The organism is Butyrivibrio sp. VCD2006 (genome assembly GCF_000423925.1).
In the GTDB taxonomy this organism is placed as follows: domain Bacteria; phylum Bacillota; class Clostridia; order Lachnospirales; family Lachnospiraceae; genus Butyrivibrio.
The window spans coordinates 106,510-120,565 of the sequence record NZ_AUIX01000008.1; the positions used below are offsets into that span (position 1 = coordinate 106,510).

Annotated in this window: 12 protein-coding genes; 9 read left to right on the forward strand and 3 right to left on the reverse strand. The window is 42.0% G+C overall.

What is annotated here, in order from left to right; all coding sequences use genetic code 11:
* Positions 1–213 precede the first annotated feature (213 nt).
* The 6 genes from G586_RS0105340 to G586_RS0105365 all read left to right on the forward strand — a co-directional run bounded on the left by G586_RS0105340 (position 214) and on the right by G586_RS0105365 (position 8,410).
* Positions 214–2,172, forward strand: a complete 1,959-nt coding sequence (locus G586_RS0105340; protein WP_026526902.1) for an ABC transporter substrate-binding protein — start codon at positions 214–216, stop codon at positions 2,170–2,172.
* A 203-nt stretch (positions 2,173–2,375) separates the two neighbouring features.
* The gene (locus tag G586_RS0105345; RefSeq protein WP_026526903.1) at positions 2,376–3,380 is read left to right on the forward strand and encodes an ABC transporter permease; all 1,005 of its coding nucleotides are present in this window, start codon (positions 2,376–2,378) and stop codon (positions 3,378–3,380) included.
* Between the two features lie 16 nt (positions 3,381–3,396).
* Complete coding sequence (locus G586_RS0105350; protein WP_026526904.1) at positions 3,397–4,641, forward strand: ABC transporter permease; 1,245 nt, start codon at positions 3,397–3,399, stop codon at positions 4,639–4,641.
* Between the two features lie 19 nt (positions 4,642–4,660).
* A complete protein-coding gene (locus tag G586_RS21860) occupies positions 4,661–5,704 on the forward strand; it encodes an ABC transporter ATP-binding protein (protein WP_051204575.1) in 1,044 nt (347 codons plus the stop codon).
* Positions 5,661–6,527 (forward strand): ABC transporter ATP-binding protein, encoded by an 867-nt coding sequence (locus G586_RS21865; protein ID WP_081674221.1) that lies wholly within the window; start codon positions 5,661–5,663, stop codon positions 6,525–6,527. The genes G586_RS21860 and G586_RS21865 overlap by 44 nt, the downstream gene beginning before the upstream one ends.
* A gap of 386 nt (positions 6,528–6,913) precedes the next feature.
* Positions 6,914–8,410 carry an aminopeptidase gene (locus G586_RS0105365; RefSeq protein WP_026526905.1) on the forward strand — a complete coding sequence of 499 codons (1,497 nt, stop codon included), beginning with the start codon at positions 6,914–6,916 and terminating at the stop codon, positions 8,408–8,410.
* A 12-nt stretch (positions 8,411–8,422) separates the two neighbouring features.
* Here the strand turns inward: G586_RS0105365 and G586_RS0105370 are convergent, their stop codons facing one another.
* Positions 8,423–8,659 (reverse strand): hypothetical protein, encoded by a 237-nt coding sequence (locus G586_RS0105370; RefSeq protein ID WP_026526906.1) that lies wholly within the window; start codon positions 8,657–8,659, stop codon positions 8,423–8,425.
* Positions 8,660–8,732: 73 nt separating this feature from the next.
* On the opposite strand from G586_RS0105370, the gene queA reads away from it, so the two are divergent.
* Genes queA through G586_RS0105385 form a run of 3 tightly spaced genes read left to right on the forward strand, consistent with a single transcriptional unit; the run spans position 8,733 to position 11,454 of the window.
* Complete coding sequence (gene queA, locus G586_RS0105375) at positions 8,733–9,812, forward strand: tRNA preQ1(34) S-adenosylmethionine ribosyltransferase-isomerase QueA (protein WP_304412502.1); 1,080 nt, start codon at positions 8,733–8,735, stop codon at positions 9,810–9,812.
* A 36-nt stretch (positions 9,813–9,848) separates the two neighbouring features.
* Positions 9,849–10,193, forward strand: a complete 345-nt coding sequence (locus G586_RS21870) for a PilZ domain-containing protein (protein WP_035772563.1) — start codon at positions 9,849–9,851, stop codon at positions 10,191–10,193.
* A 10-nt stretch (positions 10,194–10,203) separates the two neighbouring features.
* The gene (locus G586_RS0105385) at positions 10,204–11,454 is read left to right on the forward strand and encodes a nucleotide sugar dehydrogenase (RefSeq protein WP_026526908.1); all 1,251 of its coding nucleotides are present in this window, start codon (positions 10,204–10,206) and stop codon (positions 11,452–11,454) included.
* A 41-nt stretch (positions 11,455–11,495) separates the two neighbouring features.
* Here G586_RS0105385 and aroA read toward each other — a convergent pair whose 3' ends face one another.
* On the reverse strand, positions 11,496–12,827 hold the full coding sequence (aroA, locus tag G586_RS0105390; protein ID WP_026526909.1) for a 3-phosphoshikimate 1-carboxyvinyltransferase: 1,332 nt from the start codon (positions 12,825–12,827) through the stop codon (positions 11,496–11,498).
* Positions 12,828–12,860: 33 nt separating this feature from the next.
* Entirely contained in the window at positions 12,861–13,961 is a 1,101-nt protein-coding gene (locus tag G586_RS0105395) for a prephenate dehydrogenase/arogenate dehydrogenase family protein (protein WP_035772565.1), read from the reverse strand.
* Between the last annotated feature and the right edge of the window lie 95 nt (positions 13,962–14,056).

Consider the following 14,056-nt stretch of genomic DNA (forward strand, 5'->3'; position numbering starts at 1 on the left):
TACAAATAGACAACAGTAAATATGCGGTTTTGGTGCATATAAGACAAACTAATCTATATATTAGTAGCAATAATATACAAAACGCACAAAAGTGGATATTTTTTTATAGATGTGGAAATTTTTATATATCGCAATAATTGAGAACTGTACAATATTTGATAGTTGATGGGCAATAATGCCTAAGAAAAACATTCTAGAAAGGGAGGTAAGTTTATGAAAAAGAACTTACAGAAGGTTATGTCACTTCTGTGCGTATCCGCTTTATCACTGTCTATGATGGCAGGTTGTGGCGGTGGAAGCACAGGTGGCACAACAACTGAGGCACCTGCAGCAACAGAAGAGACTTCTACCGAAGCACCTGCAGCTGAGGAAACAGCTGAAGAGACAGCTGAGGAAGAGACTGCAGAAGAAGAGGAAGCTGAGGAAACTGAAGAAGCAGCTGAGGAAGAGACAACTGAGACAGCTTCTTCAGACGGTGAGTCAACACCCAGAAATGAGACTCTGTATGAAGCCGGTCAGCAGTGGGGAACAATCAACGACTGGAACCCGATGTCAGCTAACTCAAACAACGGTCTTGCTCTTTCAGCAAATGAGTCAGCTCGTGAGCTTGTTTATGAGACATTGTTCATGTTCAATGCTCTTGATGGCAATCTTTATCCGCTGCTTGGTTCTGAGTACAGCTGGAATGATGACCAGACTGAGCTTACTGTAACACTTAACACTGATGCTAAGTGGAGCGATGGATCACAATTCACTGCCGAGGACGTAGCTTATACATATGATACACATGTTAAGTATCAGTCTTCACAGGGTGCTGATTTCTCAACTTATATTGATTCAGTAGAAGCTGTTGATGATGCTACAGTACTTATCAAGGCTAAGGTTGAGAACGGCGTAGCTGTTAACCCTCTTAAGGTTACATCTATGCTGAACACAATGTACATGATGCAGAAAGCTTATCTGCAGACTGTAGAAGAGAGAAACGGCGAAGATGCTGATAAGGTTAAGCAGGATACTATGGAAGATCTTGTACATACAGGTCCTTATGCACCTTATATCTCTAACGACCAGAAGGCAGTTCTTCAGAGAGATGATAACTATTGGGGACAGGCTTCATCCATGTGGGGTAAGCTCCCTGTTCCGAAGTACATCGCTCACACAATCTATAAGGACAACGCAGCTGGACAGGTTGCTCTTTCACAGGGCGAAGTTGACGTATGTCAGCAGTTCATCACAGACGTTCAGAACCTCTGGCTTGAGGATGATCTCCCGATCTCCACATGGCTTGATGATGCTCCTTACGGTGCATGCGAAGTTATGCCTTCAATGTTCTTCAACGTAGAGAGAGAAGGACTTGATCAGAAGGAAGTTCGTCGTGCTATAGCTATGGCAGTTGACTATGAGCAGATCATTGCATCCGCTATGTCAGGCCAGTCACCTACATTTGACGAGTATCCGAGATCAGTAGTTGGACCTACAGACGGTGAGAGAAAGTACGTTGATTTTGATGCTATCGCAGATCTTCAGTGGAAGAACGCAGACGTTGATGGTGCTAATGCACTCCTCGATGATGCTGGTATCGTTGATAGTGATGGCGATGGAATCCGTGAGTACAACGGCAAGAACCTTTCCTTCAAGGCTGAGTGTCCTACAGGTTGGTCAGACTGGAACGCTTCAATGGAAATCGTTGCAGCAGCCGGCGAGAAGATTGGTATTGATATCCAGACATACTTCCCTGAGGCTTCTTCATTCTATGACGATATGACAACATGTAACTTCGATATCTGCATGTGGTCAACACCCGGCGCAGGCGTTATGAACCCTTATTCAAAGGGAATGTTCTACTTCTCAGAAGAGTATGCAAAGCTTGCATCTAACTGGAGTGGTAACTTTGGTCATTACATGAATGACGACGCTGAGGCTATTCTTGAGGCTATACCTTCAGAAACAGACGAAGCTAAGCTTAAAGAGTACTACACAGAGCTTTCAAGAATCCTTCTTGATGAGTGCCCTGCAGTTGCTCTTATGTATCGTCCTACACTGTTCTACGCAGTAAACGAGTCTGTATGGACAAACTATCCTGCAGCTGATGACGGAAGAAACATTCCTCCGACAGACTGCACAGACGGTTATGGTATTGCAGCTCTTTACGAGCTTGAGCTTGTTGAGTAATTACTTGAATTAAATATCTAACTTATAAAAATGGGGGCTGCCGTTAGGGCATAATCGCCTTAATTAGGCGAGCTGCACACGCGGCAGTCCTTTTTTTACCAAAAATGAGGGTATTTTTGGAGAAAAAGTAGCAAAAAAGAGTAAAAGTGTAACGGTAAAAACTAATTTTATCGGCGTAAGTAAGCAGAAGGGAGGTTTCTCAATTGAAAGGCTATAAAAAATATTATGGTCAGAAAATTTTCTGGTATTTTCTGACACTGATCTTTGCCGTAATCCTCAACTTTATTCTGCCGCGCCTGATGCCCGGAAATCCTGTTTCCGCTATAGCATCTAAGGCAGTAAGTGGTATGACGGATTCAACGGCTATCCAGAAAGTCTTAAATGATTATGCACAAAAATTCGGTATCAATGAGCCGATGTACAAACAGTTCTTTATGTGGCTTGGAAACGCACTTAAGGGTGACTTTGGTGTTTCCTTTAGCCAGTATCCCAGACCTGTATCCGACATCATTGCTAATGCAGTATGGTGGACAGTTGCTCTGCAGCTCCCCGCTATTATCGTAGGATGGATTCTGGGTAACTTACTTGGAGCGATTGCCGCTTATATCAAAGGTGCATTTGATAAGGTAATCCTTCCTGTTTTCCTCTTTATTGGTAATATTCCTGCATTCGGAATGGCTACAGTTCTTCTGTATCTGTTTGCTATCAGACTTAAAATAGCACCTTCATCAGGTGGTTATGGATATGATCTTATTCCGAATATGAGCTGGACATTTATGAAATCGATCATCGCGCATTACCAGCTTCCGTTCTGGTCAATCGTTCTTATCACTATCGGTGGTCAGGCAATTGGTATGCGATCAATGTCTATATACGAGTTGAATGCCGACTACGTTAAGTATTCAAGATTCCTTGGAATCAAGGACAGAAAGATCGTAGGTTACGTTTTCCGTAACGCTATGCTTCCTCAGATTACAGGACTTGCTCTTTCACTTGGTACTATGATGGGTGGAGCACTTGTTGCAGAGATGATTTTCTCTTATCCCGGACTTGGCATGACTCTTCTTACAGCTGTCAATGGACAGGATTATCCGTTGCTTTCAGCTTGTACACTAATCATCACTATCATGGTTCTTATAGCTAACCTTGCGGTTGAGCTCCTTTATGGTGTTATCGATCCTCGTGTTAAGGCTAACCAGTTGGATTAAGAAAGGGGAATGAGAGATGAAAAATACAATTAAACAGATTTTCCATTCCGGCAAATTCCTCTTTGGTTTTGTGATATTCATGTTCATTCTTTTGACATGTCTTATCTATCCGATCTTTGTTACAGCAGATCCTCTTCAGATGATCGGTCAGGGTAACTTCTTTAAACCCGGTACCTACATTTCAGTGGAAGAGGCCACTTTGGAAAAATCATACACACTTCAGATTCCCAAGCAGTTTTCAAAGCTTGAGATGGTGCTTGATGTTGAAACAAGAGCTAAAATCCAGGACTTTTTGATAAAGCAGGCTGGCGTTGCCGAATCTGAGATTGATGTAACTGATGCAGAATCCCTTGTTTCTCTTTGGAAAACAAATTATGATCCCAATACCAAGTATAAGGGACTAACAACAGCCAAGAGAAAAGCATTAAAGAGGCTTGACGGTCAGATTGCAGCAGCTATGAAGGAATCAGGTGTCATCATAGCTGAGAAGGATGAAGAAGGTGCACTTGCTCAGAGCAAGGTCATCAAGGATACAGACTATGTAAATATCAAGGATGTATCAAAAAAGACCTTCCTCCTTGGAACAGATAACTTCGGACGTGACGTTTTGACAGAGCTTGTAGCAGCAGCAAAGTCTTCGCTTAAGATCGGACTTCTTGCAGGACTTATCGCAACAGCAATAGGACTTATGCTTGGACTTCTTGCAGGATATGTTGGCGGACTTGTTGATAATATCATCATTTTCATCACAAACCTGTTTACAGTAATTCCTTCATTCGTAATCCTGATCCTCATTTCTTACTCAGTAGGAGATAAGGCAAGAGGTATCGCGATGGTAGGTATCATCATTGGAATTACTTCATGGCCCTGGACAACTCGTTCAGTTCGTTCACAGGTTATATCTCTTAGAAACCGTGACCACGTTAACCTGTCAAAGCTTTCAGGACACAGTATGTTCAGGATTATCTTCACAGATATCCTTCCTTACATCGCTTCTTATGTTGTAATGGCTATGATCCTTCAGATCTCATCAGGAATCCTTGCTGAGGCACAGCTTTCCATGATAGGTCTTGGACCGGCTACAACAAAGACAGCAACATTGGGACTTATGATGCAGTGGGCTATGCAGTATTCCGCACATTTGAATGGCTCATGGTGGGCTTACTTCCCTGTAGTAATTCTGATCGCACTTATTTCGTTCTCTTTGAACCTTATGAACACAGGATTAGATCAGGTATTCAACCCGCAGCTGCGTGATTAATGGAAAGGAAAGGTTAAGTATGGGAAAGGTAATGCTTGAGGTTAAAGACCTCAAAACTAAATATGTAACCAGATTCCATGAGGACGTGTATGCTGTTGACGGTGTTTCTCTTAAGGTAGAAGAGGGTAAGTCACTTGGAATCGCCGGAGAGTCAGGTTGTGGTAAATCAACACTAGCACTTTCACTTATGGGATATTATTTCGCTCCGCTTCATTACATTAGTGGAGACATCATTGTAGATGGTCAGACAATTTCAAATATGAAGCCCGACGATGTTCGTCGCAAGATTCTCGGTAACGAGATTGCTTACATCCCGCAGGCTGCTATGAATGCGTTGAACCCTACACAGAAGATCATTCGTTTCATCGAGGATGTTATTCATGCTCATGGAATCAAGATGACCAAAAAAGAAATTTACGACATGGCAAGAGAGCGTTTTGCTGAGCTTGGACTTCCCGAAGAGGTTCTTGAGAAGCATGCGGTTGAGCTTTCAGGTGGTATGAAACAGCGTACAGTTATCGCTATTTCTACTATCCTTTCACCCAAGGTTCTTATTGCCGACGAGCCTTCATCAGCTCTTGACGTTACATCTCAGAAGATGGTTATTCGTATGATGAGACAGCTCATGGAAAAGGGCTACATCAAGTCCATGATCTTTATCACACACGAGCTTCCTCTTCTTTACAACGTTACTGATGATATTGCAGTTATGTACGCAGGCCAGTTCGTTGAACTTGGTACTGCCAAGGAGATGGTTTTTGATCCGGTTCACCCTTATGCTAAGGGACTTATGGGATCCATCATCGTTCCTGAGGAGGGAATGAAAGCCCATGAGCTTACAGCTCTTCGCGGCACACCTCCGAACCTTAAGAATCCGCCTAAGGGCTGTAGATTCGCACCCAGATGTCCTTATGCAGTACCTACATGTACCGCTATGGCACCTGATGAAAAAGAATTTGAGAATGGCAGATGCTATCGCTGCCTGATGTCAGTTAGAAAATTAAGGGAGGTATATGCAAATGGAAGCAGCAACAAGCCAGAGCCAGAAACAGAATTCGACTGATGCTAATAAGCCTGCACCCAAGCCTTGCCTCTCAGGCAGAGGACTTACCAAGGTATTTGGTGTCGGTAAAGTGCAGACTGTCGCAGTTGACCACGTAGACTTTGATTTCAACGAAGGTGAGATCATCTCAATCGTTGGTGAGTCAGGAAGTGGTAAGACTACACTTTCCAAGATGCTTCTTGGACTTATCAGCACTACTGAAGGAACTATTGAATATCAGGGAAAACCCCGTGATATCAGTACAAACGCAAAGAAGAAGGAATATTGGAAGAATATCCAGCCTATCTTCCAGGATCCGTTCTCATCCTACAATATCTTCTACAAGATCGATGCAGTTCTTGATGACTGCCTCAATATGAGAGGTTTCAAGAACCTTCCTGAAGAGCAGAAGATTCAGATGAAGACAGAGGCCTGCAGCTTCGTTAACCTTAAGTATGCTGAGCTTACCAATAAATATCCCTTCGAGCTTTCCGGTGGACAGATGCAGAGACTTATGATCGCACGTATCTTCCTTCTTAAGCCGAAGATCCTTATGGCCGACGAGCCCACATCCATGATCGATGCCTGCTCAAGAGCAACAATCCTTGACATGCTCTTAAAGCTTCGCGATGAGATCAACATGACCATTATCTTCATCACACACGATATCGGTCTTGCTTACTACATCTCAGATAAGGTTTACATCATGGAACACGGCAAATTCGTTGAATCCGGTACAGCTGAGGACGTTATCATCAACCCTCAGGCCGAATACACAAAGCGCCTTATCAGTGACGTCCCCAAGATCTACGAGAAGTGGGACCTCGACACAGTCTCAAATTAAAATTTCACTACATCCTACCAAACCGGGGTAGCTGCATCGCAGCTGCTCCGGTTATTTTATGGCCTCCCACAGTAAAAAGACATCGAAAAAAATAGTCTAGTAGTTGCCCTTCTGGAAGAGCACGAAAAACTTCCCACTCAATAGTTCAGAAAGAATTTAGATTTATCAATAAATAGACATGTTGAAAGTGCCCTTGATTTAATTTATCATATATAGGCACGAATTCATTTAATAAACTCATTTAGTGGTTTGTAAAAACAGCTTAAGCAGAGAGGTTTATTTATACAATACTTTGCGAGAAGTCTTTGTTTCAATGCGAGCAAATATTGTATTTATTAGCCGATCCTGCCAAAGCGTTAGGAATAAAGTAAGAAAGGAAACATACTATGAAAAGAGTAAATGTATGGACAAAGTACAATGCTAAACAGCTTAAGGAAGTTGAGTCATTTGCTGACAGCTATAAGAACTTCCTTGATAATGCCAAGACAGAGCGTGAGGCTATAGACTGCATCGTTAATGAGATTGAGGAGGCAGGCTATAGAGAGCTTAATACACTTATTGGTACAAAGACTAAGCTTAAGAAGGGCGATAAGATCTACAGCGTATGGATGAATAAGTCCATCGCAATGTTCCAGATTGGTTCTGAGCCCCTTGAAAATGGTATGAACATTCTTGGTGCTCATATCGATTCACCCAGAATGGATGTAAAGCAGAACCCTCTTTATGAGGATACCAATATTGCATATCTTGATACTCATTATTATGGTGGTATCAAGAAGTATCTGTATGTTACAATTCCGCTTTCAATTCACGGCGTAGTTGTTAAGAAGGATGGCACAACAGTACAGCTTAATGTCGGTGAGGACGAGGATGATCCGGTATTCTTTATCAGTGATCTGCTTATTCACCTTTCAGGCGACCTTATGAGCAAAAAGGCTTCAGCAGTAGTTGAAGGTGAGGCTCTTGATCTTGTAGTTGGTAACAGACCTTTTGTAATCGAGAGTGATGAAAAGAAAAAGGCTGAGAAAAAGAACACAAAGCTTACCGATGGCCAGCAGTATGCGGTAGCTTATGAGAAAGAAGAGAAGGAAGTAAGCGGACAGGTTTCAGGTGCAGTTAAGCGCGGAGTTCTTGGCATCCTCAACGATCTTTACGGAATTGAAGAGGAGGATTTCCTCTCAGCTGAGCTTGAGATCGTACCTGCAGGAAAAGCGAGAGACGCAGGCTTTGATCGTTCAATGGTGCTTGCTTATGGCCAGGATGACAGAGTATGTGCATATCCTTCAATGGAGGCTCTTCTTGGTGTTAAAAATCTTACAAGAACAGGCTGCTGCATCCTTGTTGATAAGGAAGAGATCGGTAGCGTAGGTGCAACCGGTATGCAGAGTAAGTTCTTTGAAAATGCAGTAGCTGAGCTTATGAATCTCTGCGGAGATTATTCAGAGCTTAAACTTAGAAGATGCCTTGCTAATTCATGCATGCTTTCGTCCGATGTTAATGCAGCCTTTGATCCTATGTATGCAGGTCAGTTTGAGAAGAAGAATGCATCACTTCTTGGCTATGGCCCTGTATTTAGCAAGTTTACAGGAAGCCGTGGAAAGTCAGGTTCAAATGATGCTAACGCTGAGTTTATTGCTCATCTTAGAAGCATTTTTGAAGAAGATGATGTTAACTTCCAGATGGCTGAGCTTGGAAAAGTAGATGTAGGTGGAGGCGGAACTATCGCTTACATCCTTGCACTTTATGGAATGAACGTAATTGATGCCGGTGTTGCTGTTCTTAACATGCATGCACCTTATGAAGCTACTTCCAAGGCTGATATTTACGAAGCATTCCGCCTGTATAAGACATTCCTTAATAAGGCCAGTTTAACTAATATGTAATTTTGTTACCCCTCATCCGGCACTTCGTGCCACCTTCCCCCTAGGGGGAAGGCAAAAAAGAAAAGCCTTCTCTTCAAGGGAAAAGAAAAAAGCCTTCTCTTCAAGGGAGAGAAAAGCCTTCTCTTCAAGGGAAAGAAAAGCCTTCTCTTCAAGGGAAAGAAAAGCCTTCTCTTCAAGGGAAAGAAAAGTCTTCTCTTCAAGGGAAAGAAAAGCCTTCTCTTCAAGGGAAAAGAAAAGCCTTCTCTTCAAGGGAAAAGAAAAAAGCCTTCCCCCTTTGGGGGAAGGTGCCCGAAGGGCGGATGAGGGGTTCTAGGAGAATAATTTGAGTACTACTGAAAATAACACGCAAGACCCAAATCTGGGTCTTCGCACAAGTGATTATTATTTTGATCTTCCGGAGGAACTTATTGCTCAGGACCCGCTTCCGGCAAGAGATGACGCGAAGCTCCTCGTGATGAATAAAAACACAGGAAGGATAGAGCACAAGATATTTCATGATATCATCGACTATCTTAAACCTGGTGATTGCCTTGTACTTAATGATACAAAGGTAATTCCTGCGAGACTTCTTGGAACAAAAAAGGACACGGGAGCAGCTGTTGAGATTCTTCTTTTAAAGAGAAGAGAAAATGACGTATGGGAGACTCTTGTAAAACCAGGTAAAAAGCTGCGTCCCGGTGCGGAGGTTACCTTTGGAGACGGAAGCCTTACAGCTAAGATCCTTGATATAGTTGAAGAGGGCAATCGCCTTGTTCAGTTCTATTATGAAGGCATATTTGAGGAGGTTCTTGATAAGCTTGGTGAAATGCCGCTTCCTCCCTATATTACACATAAGCTTCAGGATAAAAATATGTACCAGACAGTTTATGCAAAATATGAGGGGTCTGCTGCAGCGCCTACTGCAGGACTCCATTTTACAAATGATCTATTAAAGAAGATTCAGGAAAAGGGTATTGAGCTTGCATATGTAACTCTTCATGTTGGACTTGGTACTTTCAGACCGGTAAAGGTTGATAACGTTTTAGAGCATCATATGCATACAGAATGGTATCAGGTAAATGCCGATGCGGCCGCAAAGATAAACAAGGCAAAGGAAGAGGGACATCGCGTTATCTGTGTAGGAACTACCAGTTGCAGAACGATTGAAAGTGCTGCTCTTGATAATGGGCATATTGAGCCCAGTGCTGATAATACCTCAATTTTCATATATCCTGGATATAAGTTTAAGGTAACTGATTGCCTTATTACCAATTTCCATCTTCCGGAGTCAACACTTGTAATGCTTGTATCTGCTCTTGCAGGTCGTGAAAATGTATTAAATGCTTATGAAGAAGCGATTAGTAAAAGATATAGATTCTTTAGTTTTGGGGATGCTTGTTTCTTTACTGATGATGAGATTTAGGCTATTATATAGTTATATCTTGAGCAGGGGGACATTATGGAAGAAAGAAGAAAATACAAAAGACTAGATCTTGATGGTGAGCTCATCATGAGCCCCATCGGAAGTACACAAGAGCCTGAAGCTGTTGCTATTTCAGTCATCAATGCATCACGTGCCGGTATGGGATTTCAGTCGGATCTTCAGCTTACAATGGGAGATAACTATGAGTGCAATCTCACTATCTGGACTAAGGAAGTTCTACATGTATTTATAAAAATTGTTCGTGGAACAGCCCTTGAAGACAGCTACGAGTATGGAGCTATTTTCATAGGAATGCCTGAATATGACAGACAGAGGATCTCAGTATATGAGACCGTTCAGGAAACATTAGAAGAAATGTAGGGGAATAAAAGTGCGAGATTTTAATGATTTACAAATCGCGGTTGCAGGTGCCGGTTATGTGGGACTTTCAATCGCGACTTTACTGTCACAAAAACACAAGGTAACTGTAGTTGATGTTATTCCTGAGAAGGTTGATATGCTCAATAAGAGAGTATCACCTATTCAGGACGAGTATATCGAGAAATATTTTGCAGAAAAGGAATTGAACCTTACTGCAACCGTAGATGGTGAGTCTGCATATAAGGATGCTGATTTTGTCATCATAGCAGCACCTACTAATTATGATAGCAAGAAGAACTATTTCGATACCAGTGCTGTAGAGGCTGTAATTGAGCTTGTACAAAAGGTTAATCCAGATGCCTTTATGGTAATCAAGAGTACTATTCCTGTTGGTTATACTACAAAAATCAGACAGAAGACAGGATCTGATAAGATTCTCTTTAGTCCTGAGTTTCTTAGAGAGTCTAAGGCTCTCTATGATAATCTCTATCCCAGCAGAATTATTGTAGGAACTGATGAAAATGATGAGGAGCTTACTAAGGCTGCTCATGTTTTTGCGGATCTTCTTAAAGAGGGAGCTCTTAAGGAAAATGTAGACGTTCTCTTTATGGGCTTTACCGAAGCGGAAGCAGTTAAGCTTTTTGCCAATACATATCTTGCTCTTCGTGTTTCTTATTTCAACGAGCTTGATACATATGCTGAGATGAAGGAACTTGATACAGACAGCATAATTAAGGGTGTTTGTCTTGATCCCAGAATAGGTGACTTCTATAACAATCCTTCATTTGGTTATGGCGGTTATTGCCTGCCTAAGGACACCAAGCAGCTTTTAGCAAACTATCAGGATGTTCCTGAGAATCTTATAGAGGCTATTGTTGAATCCAACAGAACACGTAAGGATTTCATAGCAGACAGAGTTCTTGATATTGCCGGTGCTTATGGTAACAGTGAAGCATATAGTGGCAGTAGAGAGCACGAGGTTATTATCGGTGTATACAGACTGACTATGAAGAGCAACTCCGATAACTTCAGGCAGAGCAGTATACAGGGGGTTATGAAGCGTATCAAGGCTAAAGGTGCTACCGTAATAATTTACGAGCCGTCCCTTGAGAGTGGAACAACCTTCTTTGGTAGTGTTATTGTTAATGACCTCGATGAGTTTAAAAAGAGAAGCCAGGCGATTATTGCTAACAGATATGACACATGTCTTGACGATGTCCAGGATAAGGTTTATTCAAGAGATATTTTCAGAAGAGATTAACTATAAAAAAAGAGGGCCATGCGAATTCGCATGGCCTTAAATTATTTCATAAGCTTTGTCAAATCCTTGAAGAATGATGGATAGGAGATTCCAACGCATTTTTCATCAAGAATTCTTGTGGAGCCATCAGCAACAAGTCCTGCAATCGCAAAGCTCATTGCAATTCTGTGATCAGCTTCACATTCGATATCCGTACCATAGAGTCTTTTTCCTCCATGAATGATCATTCCGTCATCAGTAGGTTCTATATCCGCGCCCATGGCTTTTAAATTCTTGCAGATAGCATCGATTCTGTTGGATTCCTTGACCTTAAGCTCTGCAGCATCCTTGATTATGGTTGTGCAGTTAGCTGTTGCGGCTGCCACAGCAAAGATGGGGAGCTCGTCTATCATGGTAGGAATAATTTTTCCGCATACCTCAAAGCGACCGTTTTCATTGCCATGAAGCTTGGAATATCTAACGTGAAGATCAGCTCTTGGCTCGATTGATTCATTTACATTTTCAAGAGTGATATCAGCTCCCATCTGAGTAAGGATACTGAGTATGCCGGCTCTTGTCTTGTTTATTCCTACATTGTGAATAATTATATCTGAACCCGGAACAAGAAGAGCAGCAACGATGAAATATGCAGCTGATGATATATCTCCGGGAACGTTTATTTTGGTTCCGCGAAGCGGCATGCCTGGATGAAGGATAGTTGCCGAACTTCCTCGAACATCTACCTCATTGTGAATATCAACTCCGAAAGCCCTGAGCATAAGCTCTGTATGATTGCGGCTGAGTGCCGGTTCATAAACAACAGTATCGCTGTCTGAATAAAGACCTGCCAGAACAATGCATGATTTAACCTGAGCAGAAGCGACCGGACTGTGATATGTAATACCCATGATCCGCTTGCCTCCTTTTATCATAAGAGGAGCGCAATCATTACCCATAACAGATGAAATATCAGCGCCCATCTGTGTAAGGGGCTTGATGATTCTGTTCATGGGACGTTTTTCAATTGAAGAATCTCCTGTGATCATTGAATCAAAGGGTTGGGCAGCAAGAATTCCGGAAAGCAGTCTTGTGGTAGTGCCGCTGTTTCCGGTATAGAGTGTTGAAGTCGGAGCAGTAAGTCCATGAAGACCCTTACCGTGAACGGTTATTGTAGGAACTCCGTTCAGTGGCCTCTGGGTATGTTCTATCTGTACTCCGAGCTGCTTAAAGCACTCAATGGTTGAGAGACAATCACCGCTCTTTAAAAAACCGGTGATCTCGGTAGTGCCTTCTGAAATGGCACCAAACATAATACTTCTATGGGAGATGGATTTATCTCCCGGCACAAAGATGTCCCCTGTTAGAGGTTTGTAACTTTTTTCAATACTGATCATTTCTGTGTCCCCCTATATTGTTCAAGTAAGTTATCAGTCTACTGAAGGATAGCCGTGAGCCTCCAATAATGTTAATGCTTTTTCCATTGCTTTATCATCATGGAATTCAATGCTGAGTGTTCCATGTTCAAATTCGCGGTTATGAACGATGCCGATATTCTTGATGTTAATTCCGTTAACAGACAGAAGAGTAGCAACTGATGCAATGTTACCGGGCTCATCTGCAATGTCAACACGAATAACATAGGTCTTCTGAAGCGGTCCGCGTCTAAGATCATTAAATGAATCTCTGTAATCTCTTGCTGAAGAGAAGAAATCCATGAGACCTTCACCATTTGTGTCATCTATGACAGTTTTCATATCCTTAAGATAATCAATGTATTTATCAAGAAGTACTGATATATTCTTATGATTTGTAAGGCAAATCTGCTGAAGCATGACAGGAGAGGAGGAAGAAATTCTCGTAATATCCTTAAAACCTCCGGCAGCAATTGTTTTCATAAGACCATCAGCAGAGTCACTGTCATGGACGAGATTAACAAGGCAGCCGCTAATTACATGTGGCACGTGGCTTACTGCAGCGGTGATAAAATCGTGCTGTTCATATGAAATGATGAGAGGAGTTGCACCCATAAGCTCAACAAGCTCTCTGTAATTATTTAATCTTTCATCCGTGGTTTTTTCGGTTTTAGTAAGAATATAGAAAGCATTCTCAAGTATCGAAGCTTTTGAATTTATGTATCCGATTCTCTCAGTACCAGCCATGGGATGCCCGCCGATAAACTGATCCTCAAGGCCTAATTCTTTAACATGTTCATGAATTGATGTTTTTACTGAACCAATATCTGTCAGTGTTGTCTTCTTTGAAAGAAATGGTTTGATTAATTTAAGATTATCGTTGTTTCTTTCAATAGGAGCACATAAAAATATGTAATCAAGATCTGTAAAACGCTCATCTATCGCATCGCAGGCTACATCGACTATTCCGTCTTCCTTAGCCTTGAGAGATGTTTCGGGATGAGGTGTATATGAAATGATGCGGATTGAAGGGTCTTTGGACTTTAGTGCTCTGGCCATGGAACCGCCGATAAGACCGAGACCGATGAAACCACATTTGAGATTGTTTGTATTCATCAGGTTTATCTCCTTAAGAAGTTCATTATATCTAGCAAAACCGAGTTTACTATATCACGTTAAAGTGCGAAAATCAACGAGTTTAGGCAATTAAC